At 71.0% G+C, this 19,311-nt stretch carries 10 protein-coding genes; 7 read left to right on the plus strand and 3 right to left on the minus strand.

Annotation, left to right across the window (positions count from 1 at the left end):
• Positions 1–9 precede the first annotated feature (9 nt).
• Positions 10–4,431 (plus strand): translocation/assembly module TamB domain-containing protein, encoded by a 4,422-nt coding sequence (locus GF068_RS05825; protein ID WP_153818231.1) that lies wholly within the window; start codon positions 10–12, stop codon positions 4,429–4,431.
• A 10-nt stretch (positions 4,432–4,441) separates the two neighbouring features.
• On the opposite strand, the gene GF068_RS05830 is transcribed toward GF068_RS05825, so the two are convergent.
• Positions 4,442–5,254, minus strand: coding sequence for a phosphate/phosphite/phosphonate ABC transporter substrate-binding protein (locus GF068_RS05830; RefSeq protein WP_153818232.1), 813 nt, complete (start codon positions 5,252–5,254; stop codon positions 4,442–4,444).
• Positions 5,255–5,398: 144 nt separating this feature from the next.
• Here GF068_RS05830 and GF068_RS05835 point away from each other — a divergent pair, with 144 nt between their 5' ends.
• The 4 genes from GF068_RS05835 to GF068_RS05850 all read left to right on the plus strand — a co-directional run bounded on the left by GF068_RS05835 (position 5,399) and on the right by GF068_RS05850 (position 11,479).
• Positions 5,399–8,647, plus strand: a complete 3,249-nt coding sequence (locus GF068_RS05835) for a BamA/OMP85 family outer membrane protein (protein WP_153818233.1) — start codon at positions 5,399–5,401, stop codon at positions 8,645–8,647.
• Positions 8,648–8,803: 156 nt separating this feature from the next.
• On the plus strand, positions 8,804–9,922 hold the full coding sequence (recA, locus tag GF068_RS05840) for a recombinase RecA (protein ID WP_153818234.1): 1,119 nt from the start codon (positions 8,804–8,806) through the stop codon (positions 9,920–9,922).
• Between the two features lie 50 nt (positions 9,923–9,972).
• Complete coding sequence (locus tag GF068_RS05845; protein WP_153818235.1) at positions 9,973–10,470, plus strand: SixA phosphatase family protein; 498 nt, start codon at positions 9,973–9,975, stop codon at positions 10,468–10,470.
• A 67-nt stretch (positions 10,471–10,537) separates the two neighbouring features.
• Positions 10,538–11,479, plus strand: a complete 942-nt coding sequence (locus tag GF068_RS05850) for an HD domain-containing protein (protein ID WP_338046243.1) — start codon at positions 10,538–10,540, stop codon at positions 11,477–11,479.
• Here GF068_RS05850 and GF068_RS05855 read toward each other — a convergent pair whose 3' ends face one another.
• Positions 11,480–12,982 (minus strand): hypothetical protein, encoded by a 1,503-nt coding sequence (locus GF068_RS05855; protein ID WP_153818236.1) that lies wholly within the window; start codon positions 12,980–12,982, stop codon positions 11,480–11,482.
• Between the two features lie 36 nt (positions 12,983–13,018).
• Positions 13,019–13,741, minus strand: coding sequence for a hypothetical protein (locus GF068_RS05860; RefSeq protein WP_153818237.1), 723 nt, complete (start codon positions 13,739–13,741; stop codon positions 13,019–13,021).
• Positions 13,742–13,809: 68 nt separating this feature from the next.
• Between GF068_RS05860 and GF068_RS05865 the strand changes: the two genes are divergently transcribed.
• Together GF068_RS05865 and GF068_RS05870 are read left to right on the plus strand one after the other, a co-directional pair.
• A complete protein-coding gene (locus tag GF068_RS05865; RefSeq protein WP_153818238.1) occupies positions 13,810–15,135 on the plus strand; it encodes a hypothetical protein in 1,326 nt (441 codons plus the stop codon).
• Between the two features lie 47 nt (positions 15,136–15,182).
• A complete protein-coding gene (locus GF068_RS05870) occupies positions 15,183–19,307 on the plus strand; it encodes a HEAT repeat domain-containing protein (RefSeq protein WP_153818239.1) in 4,125 nt (1,374 codons plus the stop codon).
• The last annotated feature ends 4 nt before the right edge of the window (positions 19,308–19,311 follow it).

A 19,311-nucleotide genomic window follows, 5' to 3' on the forward strand; every position in this document is an offset into this window, starting at 1 on the left:
CTCGGCTGGATGGCCGCAGGCAGCGCCCCGACGAACAAACGCACGCGAAAACGCGGGCGAAGGGACGTCGGGCGCGCGTTCGCCGTGGCGCTCTGCGCGCTGTTTGCCCTCGTCGGGGCCATCCCCCTCGTCCTCGGGGCGCTCGTGCGTACGGGCCCCGTCCGCGCCTGGGCCGCCCGCGAGACGGCCGCCGTGATCGAGCGCGAGCTCGGCCTCGTCGCGCGTTACCGCGTCGCCGTGCAGGCGTGGCCGATGGCGATCGACCTCGAAGAGCTCGTCGTGGACGCGACCGACGGAGGCCCGCCCGCGCTCGCCGTGGAGCGGATCAGCGTGCGCCCGCGGGTCTTTTCGCTCCTCGACGGGGAGCTCGACGTGGGCGAGGTCGAGGTGCTCGGCCCGCGGATCCGCGCCGTCGTGAAGGACGGCGCGCTCCAGAACCTCGCGTTCAAGCTGCCGGTCTCGCCGACGTCGGCCGAGAAGACACGCGCCCCGTTCTCCTCGCTCGCCGTGACGGACGCGCGTATCGACGCGCTCGTCGAGGGCGTGCACGTCGTGACGAGCGAGGTCGACGTGGACGTCTCGGCCGAGGACGACGGGGCCTTCGAGATCGCGCTCCGCGCCGGGAAATCGTCGATCGTCCGGACACACCCCATGCCCGGTCGGCCCGGCGAGGACATGGTCGACGAGGACGTGATCTGCCGGCTCGACACGCGGGTGCGCGTCGACGCGGAGGGGCTGCTCGTGCGGCGGCTCCGGCTGCTCGGCGCGGCGGACCTCGATCCGGACGCGGCGACGAGCCCGGGGTGCGAGCTTCCGCGGGAGGACTGGCGCGTGGTGGAGCTCGAGCTCGGCGCGCTGCGGGTGGAGCTCCCGTCGGGCGGGGCGCCGATCGGGGTGCCGGCGTTTCGCGGGCGCTTGCGGACGCGGCTGCCGATCCCGCTCGCGCATCGCTTCGTGGACACGCCTTGGCTCACGGGCGCCGTGGGGCTCGACGTGGAGATCGAGCACGACGGCAAGTCCACGCTGCCGCGCGTGGCGGGGCGCATCGAGGCCGATCGGCCGGGTCTGTCGGGCAAGGTCTTCGCGACGACGCTCGAGGGCGAGGTCTCGATCGCCGAGGACGTCGTGCGCGTGTCGAAGGTCGAGCTCGGGTGGGCCGACGGTCAGGCGTCGATCGCCGACGTGAAGATCGAGCCCTTCGCGCCCGGAGCGCCGCTCAGCGCGGGGCCGATCGAGGTCCGCGACCTCCAGTTCCCCGGCCTGCTCCGGGACCTCGGCGTGCACCCGCAGGCGCACGTGGCCTGGCACCTCGAGCGAGGCCGCTTCGAGCGGTTCGCCGGGACGCTCTCGCCGCTCTCGCTCGACGGGCCGATGGAGATCGCGACGAGGAACTTCGAGGTCTTCGACAAACCCACGACCGATCCGGCGCGCGGGCACATGATGGGCGTGGCCGAGGGCAAGCTGCGCGGCACGTTCCGCGTGCGGCCGACGGGGATCGTCCTCGACGACGTCGCGATCCAGACGCCGAAGTCGGAGCTCTTCACGACGGTAAAGCTCTTCTTCAGGAGCTTCCTCGACATCGACATCGCGAAGGGCTCGCACGTCGACCTGTCGGAGATCTCGCCGCTCAAGGACATCCCGCTCGCGGGGATCGCGGAGGTCAGCGCCTCGGCGCGCGGGCCGTTCACGCGCCCCAAGATCGAGGCCGACGTGTCGATCAAGGGCTTCGAGTTCGCGGCGTTCTCGTTCGGCGACGTGGAGAGCGCGCGTGTCTTCTTCGAGCCCTTCGACCTGCGCCTCGCGGACGTGCACCTGCGCAAGGGCGACAGCCGCGTCCGCGCGCCCGAGGTGCACGTGGACTTCGACGCGGGCCCGAACGTCGTGGTGGACGCGAACGTGGACACGCAGGGCGCGCCGCACCTCTGGCTCCACGACTTCTACAAGATCGTCCACCTCGACGACGACCCGCGCTTCAGCGAGATCGACGGCAACGCGAGCGGGACGGCGCGCGTGCATTTCGTGGTCGGCGGGCCCGAGGATCGCTGCGGCTCGGGGCGGCTGCGGGTGAAGACGAAGATGCACCTCGAGGAAGTCTCGCTCTTCGGCGAGAAGTACTCGGACGGGGACGTCGACGTCGATCTCGACTGGGAAGATCGCGAGGCGGGCGCCGCGGGCATGCACCTCGACGTGCACGCGGCGAGCCTGCGCAAGGGCTCGGGCTCGATCCTCGCGAGCGTCTCGGTTCGTCCGGGCGGACGTATCACGGGGCAAGCGATCGCCACGGGGATCCCGATCGATCACCTCGACGCGCTCGGCCGCATGGGCAAGCCGCTCGACGGATCGGTCTCGGCCATCGCGAACATCGGCGGCACGGTGAGCCAGCTCGAAGCGCAAGCCGACGTGCAGATCTCGCCGATCCGAATCGGGCCCTCGTCGCTGCCGTCGTCGCAGCTCCGCGTGCTCATGGGCTCCGAGACCACGCAGGTGAAGACGATCGGCTTCACGCGTTGCGGCAACCCACGCACGGCGCCCTTCGATCGGGCCGAGTACGAGCGGGACGCGTCTCCGGGCACGTTCCGCGTCGACGGCCTCCTCGCGGGCGGGCAGCTCTCTCTCGAGGACGTGCGTGTCACGCGGCAGAAGCACAAGGTCGTGACGGGCAAGGTCACGACCCGCGGGCTCGACCTCGGCACGCTCGCGAACCTGATCCCCGGCGTCGCGTTCAGCGCCACGCCGCCGCACGGCAGGCTCGACGCGGGGATCGAGCTCCGCAGGCTGCCGCTCGACGATCTCGCGAAGAGCGACGTCGTCGTCGCGCTGACGGGGCTCGAGCTCGATCGCGGCGGCCAGAGCGTCGCGCTCCGCGGGACGCCGGGGCCGATCGTCGTGCAGAACAACACCCTCGCCCTGCCCGACCTCGAGCTCGTGGTGCAGAGCGGCTCGGGTTTGTCGGCGCCGATCGCGCTCGGCGGGCGGGTGCAGCGCCTCGTGACCGCGCCCGAGTTCGACGTGGGCCTGCGCGTCGGGCCGCTCGATCTCGGCCGCCTGTCCGCGGACATGCCGCAGGTCGCGCGGGCGAAGGGCTCGCTCGAGGCGAACCTGCGCGTGCAAGGCACGACGAACGCGCTCCGGTACGGCGGTTCGGCGCGGCTGCGCGGCGGCGAGCTCGCGCTGCGCGGGCTGCCTGTGTCGATCGACGACATCGAGGTCGACGTGGCGGTCACGAACAGCGAGGTGCGCATCCTGCGCGGCGCGGCGAAGGTCGGCGGCGGCGAGGTGAGCGTGACGGGGCGCATGCCGATCCGCGGCTTCGAGCTCGGCACGGCCGAGGCGTCGATCGTCGCGCGTGGCGTGAAGATGCCGCTCGGCGAGGGCATCAACCTGACCGCGGACGCCGACCTCGCCGCGGCGTTCCGGCCGAGCACCGGCGACGAGGAGCGCGCTGAGAAGAACCTGCCCGAGGTGAAGGGGACGGTCTCGCTCACCTCGTTCACCTACTCGAGGCCGATCGCGCTCAGCCTCGATCTGAACCAGCTCGCGGGCGGGCCGAAGCGCACCGAGGTCGAGACGTACGATCCGAAGAACGACGCGCTGCGCTTCGACGTGAACGTGGTCTCGCCGCGGCCGATGCGCTTCTCGAACGGGCTCGTGGACATGCAGCTCGAGGTGACGCCGCCCGGGCTCGCGCTCTCCGGGACGAACCAGCGCTACGGCGCGCGCGGCAACCTGCGCATCCTGCCGGACTCGAAGCTCAGGCTGCGGAACAGCGAGTTCACGGTGCGCGAGGGCTCGGTTCGTTTCGACGATCCCTTGCGCCTCGCGCCGCGGATCGATCTACGCGCGCAGACCGAGTACCGGCGCTACGCGTCGACGAGCGGGCAAGGCGCGCCTGCGGACACGAGCACGAGCGCGGCGGCGACCGCGAGCCTCGGCCAGCAGTGGCGCATCAACCTGTACGCCCACGGCGATCAGGAGAACGTGAAGCTCGATCTCACGAGTGATCCGCCGCTCGGCCAGGAGGACATCGTCCTGCTCCTGACGCTCGGCCTCACGCGGGCGGAGATGGATCGCGGGCTCGCCTCGTCGCTCGGCGAGACCGTGGGCCTCGAGGCGCTCGCGGCGCTCACCGGCGCCGACAAGGCCGTGAAGACGATCGTGCCGCTCATCGACGAGTTCCGGTTCGGCACGTCGTACTCGTCGCGCACGGGCCGCACCGAGCCCACGGTCACGCTCGGCAAGCGCATCACCGAGGACGTACGCGCCACCGTGACCACGGGCATCACCGAGAACCGCGAGGTCCGCTCGAGCATCGAGTGGCGCCTCGGCAAGCGCGTCATCGTGCAGGGCGCGTACGACAACACGAACGACGTCTCGAGCTCGCCCCTCGGCAACCTCGGCGCCGACTTGCGCTGGCGTCTGGAGTTCGAATGAGCCGCGATCGTCAGGAGTAGCCGGGCAGATCGTCGAGCGCGGCGCGCACGGGCGTGTAGCTCTGCTCGCGGCCGGGGACCCAGCGGCGCAGGCCCTCCATGTCGAGCAGCTTCCGGTGCTTCGGGTTCGCGTACGACATCTCCGAGAGGATGCGCCGGAACGCCTCGACCTTGTCCGTGGCGAGCGTGGGCATCGCGTCGAAGATCCGCAGGTCGAAGGTCGGCGTCGTCCAGAGGACGTCGACGATGCGGGGATCCACGTGCCCCGCCGCCTGCTCGGCCGAAAAGACGAGGCTCCCGACCGCGCCCGCGTGCGCCCGCCCCTCGTGCACGGCCGCGAGCACCGCGTGCTCGCTCGCGCCCGTGTCCCCGTGTTTGCCGAGATCGGAGTCGAACGCGAGGATCTTCACCTGGTTCAGATCCACGCCCGCCTGCTTCAAGTAATAGAGCGGCAAGATCCGCGACTGCGCCGAGTCGCGTGTGCCCACGGCCAGCGTCTTGCCGTGAAGATCCGTGAGCTTGCGAACGACGACCTCGCGGCGGATCAAGATCTTGGAGCAAACGTCGCGATCGCGGTCTCGCATGGCGATGCCGACGACCTTGCCTTCGGTGCGCCGCTTCACACGCACGTGGGAGATGCCCGAGTTCCAGGCGATGTCGACGTGCCCGTGGACGAGGGCCTCGATCTGCCGCTCGTAGCTGGAGAAAAGCGCGAAATCGAGGGCGACGCCGTGCTCCTGGAAGTGCTCGCGCATGCCCTCCCAGATGGTCACGACCTTCGGGTCGTACGCGACCGCGCCTATCAGGATCGTTGGATCAGCCATGCCGTACCTTTTGGCGAGCAACTCGGGCGGACGGTAGCATCGGGACGGGCGTCTCCAAAGGGCCGCGAGGTCCGCCTGTGCCCTCATCCACCCTCGTCCGTGCCCATCCCGCGTTTTTCCCCGTCCCGACGAGCCCGCTGCCTCTTGGCGGTTTGCTCGCTCGTCTGCCTGCTCGACGCGAGGTCGGCGGGGGCCCAAGGCGCGAAGACGCAGGGTTCGAGCCCCGGGGAGAGCGCGGCGCTCGCCGGAGAGGAGCCGCAAGCCGCGCTCGCCGCGCCCGAGCTCGCACCGCCCCCGGACACGACCGCGCTCACGGGCAAACCCATCCGCCGCGTCGACGTCGTGACCGTGGGCTCACGCTGGAGCACGTCGCCGCGCGTCACGAAGGTCCGCCTCGGAGAGGCCTTCCAGCCCTCGGCCGCGCGCGCCGTGATGCGCGAGCTCAACGAGACGGGGCAGTTCGCGCGCGTCACCGTCGAGGCGTTCGCCGAGGGAGGCGGCGTCGTGCTCCGCGTGTTCGTCCTGCCGCGGCGCCTCGTGGCCTCGATCCGCCTCGCCGGCGCGACGCTGGATCGCGCGGCGACGCTCGACGCGGCGCGCGTGCGTGAAGGTGGAGAGATCACGGCGCCGATGCTGACGGAGATCGCGCAGCGGATCCGCCGTTACTACGCGGAGCACGGCTACCCGCAGGCGACCGTCGGCGCGGACGTCTCGGACACGGACGACCCGACCCGCGTCGTCTTGCGCATCGACATCGAGGCGGGCGCGCCGCGCACCGTGACGCGGCGCGAGTTCGTGATCACGCCCGGCATGAAGCGCGAGCTCCGCGGCCTCGAGGAGAAGTACCGGTTCGGGGTCGGCGCGCGTATCGACGAGCCGCTGCTCGAAGAGGCCGATCGCGAGCTCGCCGAGGTGCTGCGGGAGAACGGCTTCTACCGCGCCGACGTCAAGCACGTGGTGCGCCTCGCGGCGTCGACCAGCGATCTCTTCGTGTACGTCACGCCCGGGCCGCGGGTCGTCCCGGTCTTCGAGGGCAACCGCTCGGTCGACGAGGTCGAGCTCTCCGCGGCGATCGCGCCGAAGAAGGGTCTTGAACAGAAGACGCAGGAACTGCTCGAGAGATTGACCCGCTTCTACGTCCAGCGTGGCTTCCTCGACGCGCGTGTCGTCGCCGAGGAGCGCGGCGGCCCGAACGATCCGGTCCATCACCTCGTGCTCACGATCGACGAGGGAGAGCAGGTCCGCGTCGTGCAACGCGCCTTCCCGTGCCTGCCGAAGAGCTGGAACGCCGATCAGGTGCGCGGCGAGATCGACAGCTTCCTCCTCGAGGATCTGCCCGGCGAGAAGGGTTTTTCGCTCAAGGACCCGAACGCGGTCTCGGCGCTCTTCGGCGGCAAAGGGCCGCGGGCCGTGGCGAGGCCGCTCGACCTGAACCCCATCGAGACCTACGCGCCCGAGACCTACGAGCGCGCGCTCAAGCACCTGAAAGATCTCGCCTACAGCAAGGGGTACCTCAACGCCGTCGTCGGCCCCGTGCAGGTCGAGCGCGCCACGTGCAGCGCGCGCTCCCCCGCGGGCCGCTGCATCCCCGCGCCGCGCGAGCCGATCGACGCCGTCTGCGCGAAGGACGCCCTCGGCCTCCCGCTGCCCGAGCCCGAGCCCCCGCAGGCGCTCGCGTGCCGCCCCGATCCGCTCAAGCACGTCGAGTGCTCGCGCGAGATCGCGCTGCGTATCCCGATGCACCTCGGCCCGCAGACCTTGTTGCACGACGTCGCCTTCGAAGGCAGCCGCACGCTCTCGGAGAAGGCCCTCTTCGAGACGAGCCGCCTCGAGCTCGGCAGGCCCCTCTCCACCATCGAGCTCGAGGCGGCGCGCCTCCGGCTCGTCGAGGCCTACCGCGATCGTGGCTACGCCTTCGCCGAGGTGAAGGCCTCGATCGAGCCCTCCCCCGACCGCACGCGGGCCCGGGCGCGCTTCGTGATCACCGAGCGTGATCAGGTCATCGTCGGCGGCTTCGTCGTCCGCGGCGCCTTGCGCACGAGCGAGGAGCTCATCCTGCGCCGCGTCGTGCTCGAGGAGGGAAAACCCTTCGTCGAGCGCCAGGCGCGGCGCAGCGAGGAGCGCATCGGCGCGCTCGGCGCCTTCTCCAGCGTCTCGGTCGGCCTCGAAGATCCCGAGGTCCCGCAGAAGCAGAAGCGCGTGCTCGTCACGGTGAGCGAGCAGGTCCCGCAGTACCTCGATCCGCGCGTCGGCTTCTCCACGGGCGAGGGCCTTCGATTCGCCGTCGAGTACGGCAACAAGAACATCGCCGGCCTCGCCATCGCGCTCACCTTGCGCGTGCAGCTCTCCTACCTCTTCGACTTCATCGTCCTCGATCCGGGCGTCCGCGCCGACTACGAGAAGCTCAGCGTCGGCCAGCAGCTCGAGCGCCGCAACACCGCCTCGATCACGTTCCCCGAGATCGGGCTCGGCCCGCTCGTGAGCCTCTCGGTCGACGGCATCGACGTGCGCGACAACCAGCGCGGCTTCGGCATCAGCCGGCAGGCGCTCGTGCCCACGCTCGCCTACCGGCCGAAGCGCACGATCACCGTACGCGTCGGCGCCTCCGCGGAGGTGAACGAGATCGACGTCTTCAACGCGACGGCCGTCGACTCGCCGCTCATCCCGCTGCTCCGCGTGCCCTTCGGCAGCACCTTCGCCGTCGCCGAGCGCCTCAACTTCGCGTGGGACGGCCGCAACAACGCCTTCGCCGCGACCAAGGGCGCGCTCGTCGCGCTCGGCGTCGAGCACGTCAACGCGCTGCCCACGGACGAGCGCGCGGCCAACATCAACAGCCATTTCTTGCGCATGAGCGGCCGCGTCGCCGGCTACTTCGAGCTCACGCCGGGCGGCCCCTCCGTCGCGATGAGCTTCGCCGCCGGCTACAACCTCCAGCTCAAGCAGGGCAGCGAGACCTACCCCGACCGCCTCTTCTTCCTCGGCGGCGTCGACACGATCCGCTCCTACCTCGCCGACGCCCTCGTCCCTGCCGACGTCGCCCGCGAGCTCGAGCAAAAAGCCGCGCAGAACGACTTCGCCCCTGACAACGACGTCTCCCTCACGCGTGGCTACATCCGCCAGAACGTCCCCGTCCGCGGCGGCGACCTCTCGGTCAACCCGCGCCTCGAGCTCCGCGTGCCCGTGACCGACCTCTTCCAGGCCGGCTTCTTCCTCGACACCGGCAACCTCTGGAAGGAGGCGGCGGCCATGGACTTCTCGCTGCGGTACGCCCTCGGCGCCGGCCTGCGCATCACGACCCCCGTCGGCCCGCTCGCCCTCGACTACGGCATCAACATGAACCGCCGCCCCTGGGAGGACTTCGGCGCCTTCCACTTCTCCATCGGCCTGTTCTGACGAGACATTTTGGGGGTGACATTCCCTGTCCGCCCTCCCGCCGTTCCGCCTTGCCTCCTGAACAGCCGGACAGTATACGCAGCCGAGACGAACGGTTCGTGGCACCAAACCCGCGGGCCACTACCCTCCCTGCCCCTTGCCACCCCCGAGGTCGCCATGAGTGACGAGAAGAACCCGAAGCAGAAGCAAGCCGCCCTGGAGCTCGTGAAGGCGAGCATCGAGAAGGAGTACGGCAAGGGCGCGATCATGTGCCTCAAGGAGGGCCAGAGCCTGCACGACGAGGTCGCGGCCGTCTCCAGCGGCTCGCTCTCGCTCGACATCGCCCTCGGCATTGGCGGCTACCCCCGCGGCCGCATCATCGAGATCTACGGCCCGGAGTCCTCCGGCAAGACCACCCTCACCCTGCACGCCATCGCCCAGATCCAGAAGGCCGGCGGCGTCGCCGCCTTCATCGACGCCGAGCACGCGCTCGACGTGAACTACGCGAAGAAGCTCGGCGTGAAGACCGACGAGCTGCTCATCTCGCAGCCCGACTACGGCGAGCAGGCCCTCGAGATCGCCGACATGCTCGTCCGCTCGAACGCCGTCGACATCATCGTCATCGACTCCGTCGCCGCGCTCGTCCCCAAGGCCGAGATCGAAGGCGACATGGGCGACAGCCACGTCGGCCTCCAGGCCCGCCTCATGAGCCAGGCCCTGCGCAAGCTCACCGGCACCGTCTCCCGGTCGAACTGCCTGCTCATCTTCATCAACCAGATCCGCCTGAAGATCGGCGTGATGTTCGGCAACCCCGAGACCACGAGCGGCGGCAACGCCCTCAAGTTCTACGCCTCCGTGCGTATGGACATCCGCGCCATCGGCAAGATCAAGGAGGCGGCGGCCACCGGCAAGGAGCCCGCCGTCGTCGGCAACCGCACCCGCGTGAAGATCGTCAAGAACAAGATGGCCCCGCCCTTCCGCGAGGTGGAGTTCGACATCCTCTACGGCCACGGCATCAGCCACACCGGCGACGTCATCGACCTCGCGACCGAGGCGAACATCGTCGAGAAGAGCGGCGCGTGGTTCTCCTTCCAGGGCGAGCGCATCGGCCAGGGCCGCGAGAACGCGCGCAACTACCTCGAGCAGCACCCCGACGTGCTCGAGCGGATCGAGGCGCTCGTGCTCTCCAAACACGGCATCGCGCGCTCCGGCAAGCCCGACCCCGCCGCGTCCGCCCCGGCCGGCAAGAAGGCCGACGCCGCCGAAGGCCGCCGCGCGCCCGCGAAGACGAACTGACGGACGCCTCCCCGAGGGGGCCTCCGTCATGGCAGGCTCCCTTCACGATCATGAACCTCTACGTGATGCGCCACGGCCTCGCCGCCGAGAGCTCCCCCTCGGGCCGAGACCGCGATCGCCCCCTCACCCCCGAAGGCATCCTCGGCGTCGAGCAGATCGGCAAGACCCTGCGATCACAACACGCCCCGAGCCTCGTTCGTATCGTGGCGAGCACCTACGTCCGCGCCCACCACACGGCCGAGCTCATGGCCGGCGTGCTCGGCGCGACGGCCCTGCCGATCGAGACCTTCTCCGAGCTCGAGCCCGACGAATCGCCGCCGCTCCTGCTGCTCGGCGAGCTCGCCGCGATGCAATCCGACGCGCTGCTCGTCGGCCATCACCCGATGGTGATCGCGCTGCTCAGGATGCTCGTGCGTGACGTCTCCGAGCTGCCGCTCGGCCTGCACCCGGGCATGCTCGTGGGTGTCACGCGCCCGAGCGAGCCGAACATGTCGACGCAGATCGGCGGCTCCTTCCGCGTGACGACGGTGCTGCGCCCGGGCAGGTGACGCCCGCGCTCGACAGGCAAGGCGGCCCGCGCTACGCCCTCCCCTCCCCATTTCACCGAGATTTTGCGTGGAAGAAACGAACGCGAAGACCCCTGACCCCGAGCGCGCCATGACGGCCCTCGCCTGGGCCGTCGAGCGCGCCGAGACCGGCAAGCCCCCCGCCGTCACCGCGCCCGCAGCCGATCTCGACGACTTCCGCGCCGCCTCCTCGCTCTACCTGCCCGACGTCCGCCACGCGATGGACCGCATCATCATGTCCCGCGACGCCGAAGACGGCCTCGACGCCCTCCTCGAATGCGGCGCCCTCGGCGCCATGTTGCCCGAGGTCAAGGCCATGGTTGGCTTCGGCGACGGCGAGTGGCGCCACAAGGACGTCTGGAAACACACGAAGCAAGTCGTACGGCAAGCCGTCCCGCGTATCGAAGTCCGATGGGCCGCGCTCCTGCACGACATCGGCAAGGTCAAGACCCGGACGATCTCCCCCTCGGGCGAGGTCCACTTCTTCGGCCACGCCGAGGTCGGCGCGCGTATGTTCGACCGCCTCGACCGGCGCCTGCCGCTCTTCAACCCCGAGCCCGCGCTGAAGAGCTCGGTCCGTTTCCTCATCCTGCACCACCTGCGCGCGAGCCAGTACGAGGCCTCGTGGACCGACAGCGCCGTGCGCCGGTTCGCGAAAGAGATGGGCGACCAGCTCCAGGACCTGCTCGACCTCTCCCGCGCCGACATCACCACGAAGCGCCCCGAAAAGAAGAAGAAGGGCCTGCGCCAGATCAGCGAGCTCGCCGATCGCGTGGAGCAAATCCAGAAGCTCGACGCCGTGGTGCCGCCCCTGCCGAGCGGCATCGGCGACGAGATCATGCGCTCCTTCGGGTTGCCCCCCTCGCGGAAGATCGGCGAGCTCAAGAAGGCGCTCGAAGCGGCCGTCGACAGCGGCGAGGTCCCGTCGCACGAGTGCGCCGACGTCTACCTCGCGTTCCTGCGGGAGAACGCCGGCCGCTTCGGCCTCTGATCAGCGGCGCAGGCGACTCTCGACGAGGGACACGACGAAGTCGACCCCGCCCCGCGCCCGCTCGGGCAGGAGCGCGTCGATCCGCTTGCCGAGGCTCTGCTCGGACCTCTCGCGCTCCTCGCGGAGCTCGTCCAGCGCGTTCGTTCGATCACGCTTCGCCTGGGTCAGCTCGTGATGGGCAGCCTCGAGCTCGCGTGCCTTGCTGTCCAGCTCACGTGTTTGATTTTGAAACTCGTGCGTCTGCTGACTCAGCTCGGCTCTCACCGCGCTGAGCTCATGCGCCTTCCCAGCCAGCTCGCTCTTCACCACCTCGAGCTCACGCGCCTTCCCAGCCAGCTCGCTCTTGACCACCTCGAGCTCACGCACCTTTTCGACGAGCTCGGCTTTTGCCGTTTGAGACTCGCGTGCCTTCCCGTCGAGCTCGCCTTTCACGGTTTGAAGCTCGCGCGCCTTCTCACCGAGCTCGCCCTTCAACGACGCGATTTCCTTGCGGAACGCCTCGATCTCCTCGTTCGACGCCCCCTGCACGAGCGGCGCCACCACCTCCACCTTCGCCGGCTCCGGCGCCGCCACCTCCACCTCCTCGACCGCCGCCCGCAGGACCTCGCCCTCGGCCGTCCCCACCCAGATCGACGTCGCCCCCTTCGTCGTCGTCGCGAGCAACACCCGCGGCCGACCCTTCCCGCCCGCCGCCACCGTACTCGCCGGCTCCTTCGGCCCCTCGCCCGGCGCCACGAGCGTCGCCGCCTCGTACAACGCGAGCTTCCCGCTCGCGAACGCCACGACCACGCTCGTCTCCGTCACCGTCACGTCCGCGATCGGCCCCTCCAGCGTCACGAGCGCCGCCTCCGCGCGCTCGCCGCCTTGCGTCACCACGCAAAGCGAAGCCTCGCCGCGCTTGAACACCACGCCAAACGCGCCGCCGCCGCGCACCTGATCAAACGCCGAAGCCTCCGCCGGCAGGCTCACCCGCGCGCTCGGGATCCGCTCCAGCGCCGTCCCCGGGATCACGCGGAGCTGCCCGCCCTGCTCACCCTCCGCGAGCAAGTACGTCACGCCCGGCCCCACGTGCGCGGCCCGGATCTGCCCCGACACCTCCGCCGGCCGCGCGCTCACCTCGCCCCGCCCGAGCGTCAGCGTGATCAACTTGCCATCGTCGCTGATCGCGAGCGCCCCTTCCCCCGAAGGCCGCGGCAGCAACGTCCGCATGTCGCGCACCACCTCGCGCACCCGGTACGGATCGGCGATCGGCACCGACCAGACCGTGCCCTCCTTGTCGCGCACGAGCGCCACGTCCTTCGAGAGCAGCGCCACCTCCTGCGCGGTGATTCGAGGCAGATCGATCGGCTCGCCGCTCGTCGCCCCCACGGGCGCGACCACCAGGCGGGCCGGCCTCGACGTCAAAAACGCGACGAGGCCCTGGCTCCCGAGCCACGCGCAGGCCGTGATGCCTGCGCCGAGATCAACAATCTTTCGCGGAGAACCGAGCTGCGAAGTCGACATGGCCCCGAGCGTACCCGAGGCCACGCGCTGCTGGAACTACTTGAGCCGCGCGTCACACGTCTCGCAACGCTTCGGCACCGCCTCTCGGTGGTACACCTCGCCGCACCGACCGCAGAACCGCGCGTCACGCTCGAACGCGATGAGCCTGCCGCTCGCCTTGCACTTGAGGCCCGCGACCTGCGCCGGCTCGAGCGGCAACGTCTCGGCCCCGGCCTCGCTCCTGCTCTCGAGCGCGCCCGGCGCGAGGTCCTCCACCACCACCGGGATCCGCTCGCGCGCCTCGCGTAGCACCTTGCCCGCCGCCTCCGGCAGCGCCGCGAGCGAGATCGTGATCGACCTCCCCTCGCCCTCCACCGTCAACGACCGCTCCCCGAGCACGATCCGACGCACCACGTTCCACGCGATCCGCTCGATCTCGTTCCCGCCCTTCTCGACCCCGACGCCCGCATCCCCCACGCGAATGGGCAACGCGGGCCGAGGCCCGAAGAGCGCCGTCGCGATCAGCACCGCCGCGCCGGCCGCGATCAACCACGGCGCCGCCTTGTGCGGGCCGAGCGCCTCGTCGCGCAGCCATTGCCCGTAGGTCCCGGCCCCGACGAGCACCGCCGCCACCGAGAAGGCCAGCACCGACAGGATCGCCGACGGCGAGCTCTTCGGCTCGAACCGCTTCTCGGTGCGCGGATCCGAGCGGAGCTTCAGCACGACCTCGTCCCGCGTCGAGGCCTTCTTCCCGCCCTTCTTCGTCTTTGCCTCTCCCATCGTCCCTCGCGTCTGCTCTATCGGATGCGCTGCCCAAAGGCAAACGGGCCGCGGTAGACTCGCCCCGCATGCTCGGTCGCCTGGCCACCTACGTCGTGCCCGCGGCCTCCGTGACCGTGACCGCGCTCGTGCTCTTCGGCCCGGGATCGCCGAACCCGGCCCCCTTCGTGCGCGTGCGCGGCGTGCCCGTCGCCGGTGGTAACACGATCGCGCTCCGCCTCGAAGGCGCGTGGAGGTCGTTCGGCGCGGACGCGGTGGCCACGTTCGAAGGCGTGATCGTCGAGGTGGAGGACGGCGGAGCGAAGCTCGCGTCGAAGCCGATCTCCTTTGGCCCGGACGGCGTCGGGGAGGCCTCGATCGAGAACGGCGCGCCCTTCGTCGGGCCGCTCTCCGTGCGGGTGCTTCGTGGAGAAACGATCCTCGCCGAAGGGACCGTGCCGCTGCGCGCCCCCTCGCGCGCGGGGACGCCCGATCCCATGATCACGGGCCTCTCGAAGGGGCATTTCCGCTTCTTCGTGCGACCCCGCCGCGGCCTCTTCGTCTCGCCTTTCCCCGAGGCCCTCGACGTCTCCGTGGGCCTGCCCGAGATCGTCTCGCCATCCCTCCGGAGTTTTGCGGGCATCACGCTCGCGCTCTCCGGACCCGGCGCGTCGATCACGCCCGAGCGAGCGACCACGGACGAGCAGGGCGCCGCGTCCTTCACGGTCACGCCGACCGCGCACCACGTCGAGCTCTCGATCGACGCGCGTGATCCCGAGGGAAACGAGGGACACTGGGAGGGCATCTTGCCGGTGTGGCCCGGCGCGACCTGGCTCGACCCCGACCGAAGCAAAGGCCTCGTCCTCGTCTCGCCGGCCCCGCGCGATCGCGTCTACGTCTCCGTCGTGACCGACGCGGGCCGTCTGCTCGGCGCGGTCGTGCCACTCGCGCGGGACGACGCCGGGTTTTTCCGCGGGCGCCTGGACCTGACGCCGCCCGCGGATCCCGCGTCGATCGTCGTCGCCGGTGATCCGGGCGAGCGCGGCGACGGCACGGTCGCCTGGCCCCTCGCGCCCGACGCCGTCGCGACGAACGCCCCGCGCCTCGAGCTCTTGCTCGATGGATCGGCCGCCGCCGAGGCGCGCGAGCGAGCGAGGGCGTCTTCGGCGCGCCTCGTGGCGGTCTGCCTCGTCGCCGTCGCGGCCCTCGCGGAGGTGCTCCTGATCCTCGCGCGGACGCAGAGCTCGCAACGAGCGCTCGAAGCGAACCTCGCCGAGGCCGCCGCGGCGGAGGAGCGGCCGGAGATCCTGGCGACGGCGAGGCAGAGGCATGCGGGCCTGCGGGTCGCGCTCGCCGCGTCGCTCGTCCTGCTTGGTTTCGTGCTCATCGCGGCGCTCTCGACGTTCCGGCCTTGAGCGGGACGGACAGGCAGGGCCCGCTTCACCGTGGTACCCTCCCGAGCGTGCGCTCCCACGTCCTCGCCGGCTGCCTGCTCCTCGGCTTGCCCTTGTCCGCGACCGTCCTCGCGCCGCCCTCGGCCGAGGCCGCGGACTTCGACCCGTCCGGGCGCAACCGCAAGAAGCCGCCCAAGCCGAACCCCGGCGGCGGCAGGCCGGCGCAGCCGAAGCAGCCGAAGCAGGATGCCGAGTCGAAAAAAGGCCCGGGCAGCGACGCGCTGATCGCGCGGTACACGGCGATCGTCATCTCGCAGCCGAGCGCCCCGTTCCCGCTGCAGAGGCTCTCGCAGCTCTATCGGGAGCGCGACGGCAACATCAAGAAGCTCGTCGAGGAGTTCGAGAAACGCGCCGCCGCGCCGGGCGCGGACGCGTGGGCCGCGAAGGTCGCGCTCGCCGGCGTCTACAAGCTCGACGGCCGCCCCGAGGACGCGGTCAAGACGTACGAGGCCGCGATCGCCGAGAAACCAAACGATCCGCAGGCGATCCTGGCCCTCGCGCAGCTCAGGGCCGAGCGCGGCGACAAATCCGCGGCCCGCGCGAGTTACGAGAAGGCCCTCACCCTGCTCAAGCCGGGGCCGGACCTCGAGCAGACGACGCGTACGTTGCTCGGCCTCTGCCTCGATCTGAAGGACTACGAGGCCGCGAAGAAGTACCACGACGGGCTCGTGAAGTCGGCGCAGGGCTCGCTCTTCGTGAAGGCCGAGCTCGGCCGGGAGCTCGCCGCGCGTGGGGTCTACGATCGCGCCGAGGTCGAGTTCCGCGAGCTCGTGAAGGCCGCCGCCGGCGACAACCGCGCCCTCGCGCCCGCGCTCCGGGATCTCGGCCAGGTCCTCGCGCGGCAAAAGAAGACCGACGAGGCGCTCTCCGTGCTCAAGCGCGCGCTCGTGGTCGCGGGCGGCGCGGCCGGCGTGCGGGCCGAGATCCTGCTCATCATGACCGACGCCTTCCGCGCCGAAGGCAAGCTCGCCGAGCTCATCCCGATCCTCGAGGCCGAGAAGGCGCAGGACGCGCAGCGCCTGGCCACGCTGGGCGGGCTCTACGAAGAGACGGGCGCCGTCGACAAGGCCATCACCACCTACCGCAAGGTGCTCGGCATCGACACCCGCGCGATTGATGTACGCCTGAAGCTCGTGCACCTCCTGCAGACCGCGGGCGAGCTCGACGCGGCGATCAAGGAGTACGAGGCGCTCATCAAGGCCGCGCCCAACAACCCCGACTTCGTCTTCGAGCTCTGCGAGACGCTCATCCAGCGCGGCGATCGCCCGAAGGCGCTGAAGCTGCTCACCGAGCTCGAGGCCCGCGTCGGCAGGGAGCCCGAGATCCTCGCCGCCGTCGCCGACTTCTACGAGCGCGTCGAGGAGAAGGACAAGGCCCTCAAGGTCCTGCAAAAGCTCGCGGCCTCGGGCGGCGCCGATCACACGTACATCGTCGACCTCGGCGACAGGTACTACCAGGCCGGCGACAAGAAAAAGGCGCTGGAGACGTGGGCGCGCATCAAGCAAGTCGTGCCGAACCGCGCCCGCGCGAGCTCCCTGCTCGGCGAGGTCTACCTCGACCACGACATGCCGCTCGAGGCGCTGAACGCGCTGCGCGAGGCCGTCCAGCTCGAGCCGAAGAACCTCCGCTACAAGAAGACCCTCGCCATCGCAATCGAGCGCACGGCCTCGTCGCTCGGCAGCGCCGCGCAGCGTTACGCCGAGGCGCGGTCGATCTGGGAGGAGCTGCTCGAAGGGTCCCAGAACGACAAACTGCTCGCCCGCGAGGCGCGTACGCACATCGTGAGCCTCTGGTCGCTCGCGCACGAGCTGCCGGGCCGCGTCGCGCCGCTCCAGGCGCGCTTCAACGGGAGCCCGCCCGACCTCGAAGCCGGCCGCCTGCTCGCCGAGGTGCAGCGCCGCCTGCATCGCCTCGCGGACGCCGAGGCCACGCTGCGCAAGGTCACCGAGCTCGCGCCCGGCGACGAGGAGAGCCTGCTCGCGCTGGAGCGTATCCTGGTGCTCGAGCAAAACCTGCTCGGCGCGATCGGCGTCCTCGAGAAGCTCGTCGAGGTCAACCCCAAGCGCGCCCGCGAGTTCTACCAGCGCATGGCCCAGTACGCGGCCGAGCTCTACCGCGACGACGACTCCATCAAGTACGCCGCGCGCGCGGTCGAGCTCTCGCCCGAGGACGCGAACGGCCACCAGAAGCTCGGCGACATGTACCGCCGTCGCCAGGATTTTACGCACGCGATCGCCGAGTACAGGGCAGCGATCCAGCGGAACGACCGGCTCTTCCCGGTCTACTTCGACCTCGCCGAGCTGCTCCTGTCGAGCGGCCAGGTCGACGAGGCCGACAGGCTCTTCCGCCGCGTCGTGCGCTCGTCGCCCGACGAGGAGCTCGTCTCGCGCGCGGCGCGCATGAGCATGCAGATCAACCTCGGCAAGAACTCGCTCGAGTCCCTCGAGCGCGAGCTCTTGCCCGTCGCCGTCGGCAACCCGCAGAAGGCGATCTACCGCCGGCTGCTCGTCGAGCTCTACGGCGCGATGACGCTGCCGCTCGTGCAGAAGGTGCGCCACGAGGGCGGCGCCTCGCCCTCGGCGAAGGCGGCCCGCGCCGAGCTCGCGAAGATCGGCGCGCGCGCGATCAAGCCGCTGCTCGACGCGCTCGCGGACGACAGGGAGTCGCAGCAGAAGATCGCGATCGAGGTCCTCGCCTACGTCGAGAACAAGAGCGCCGGACCAGCCCTCTACAACTACGCCACGGGCCAGGCCGACAAGAGCCTGCGCGTCCGGGCCATGATCGCCTGCGGCGCCCTGCGCGACCCCGCGATCCTGCCGAAATACGAGCAGATGCTCGCGCCCAAGGAGGCGGGCGCGGCGCTCTTGCCGAGCGACGCCATCGCCGTCGCCGCGGCCTGGGGCGTCGCGCGTATGGGCGACAAGAAGGCCGAGCCCTTGCTCGTCAAGCTGCTCGGCTCGACCTCGCCGGAGGTGCGCGGCGTCGCGGCCCTCGGCCTCGGGCTCACACACGACAAGAAGTACGCCCCCGCGCTCGTGGCCCTCGCCCGCGCGCCCGAGGCCGGCGCTACCGCGCGCGCGGCGGCCGTACACGCACTCGCCGAGGTCGGCGTCGCCCAGAACGAGAACCTCCACATGCTCGTCGCGCTCGCCGACGCGAACGAGCCGCTCCTCCGGCAAGCGGCCCTCGTCGCCCTCGCGCGCCTCGCCCCGAAGGGCGACGCCGCGCAGAGCGCCTCGGCCCAGGGCGCCCTCGCGTCGAGCCTGTTCGCGACCGACGAGCCGCTGCGCCGCACCGCCGTCGCCGCCGCGACCGCCCTCGCCACGAAGAACTTTTCCCGCGCAGGGGAGGCGCTCCCGGTGCCGGATGGGCCGCTCTCCATCAAGGAGATCCTCGCGAACCTCGGGCCCGACGCGGCGCGGCAGGCGTCATCCCGCGCCCGCGCGCTCGTCGCGCTCGCGCCCGCGCTCGAACGGGCGGCCGTCGCCGCGGCGCAGACCTCACCCGATCGGGCCCGCGTCGTGGCGGACGCGCTTCTCGCGGGCGAGGGAGATTTCGCGCTCGCGCCCCTCGTCGGCCCCGGCGACGAGCTCGATCCCGAGTCGGCACGCGCCGCCTCGGCGGCCATCGAGCGCATCGCGACCGCCGTCGTCCCTGCGTTCGTCGCGCTCGTCCGCCACCCGGCGCTCGAGATCCGCACGCGCGCGGTCGAGCTGCTCGCGCGTAGGCCCGAAAAGGAGGCGCAGGAGGCGGTGATCGACGCGCTCTCCGATCCCGAGGAGAGCGTGCGCCGGGCGGCCCTCGCCGCGCTCGGCCGGGTCAAGCATCCGGCCACCATCGCCGCCGTCGCGCGCCTCGGCCGCGAGGCCTCGAGCTGGCCGCTGCGCGTGCGGGCCGCGGAGGCGCTCGGCCGCCTCGGCGCGGGCGCGAGTGACAAGGTCGCCTTCGACACCCTCACCACGATGGCGCAGGAGGACCCGTACGCCCTCGTGCGCGAGGCCGCGGCCCTCTCGATGGCCGCGCTCGATCGCGCCGCGGCCGAGCCCATCCTGCGCAAGCTCTCCACGAGCGACCCCGAGCCCCGCATCCGCGAGACGGCCGCGGAGCTGCTCGCGGGCCCATCCCCGAACTGAAGGG

The sequence above is a fragment of the Polyangium spumosum genome (assembly GCF_009649845.1).
Taxonomy (GTDB): Bacteria; Myxococcota_A; Polyangia; order Polyangiales; family Polyangiaceae; genus Polyangium; species Polyangium spumosum.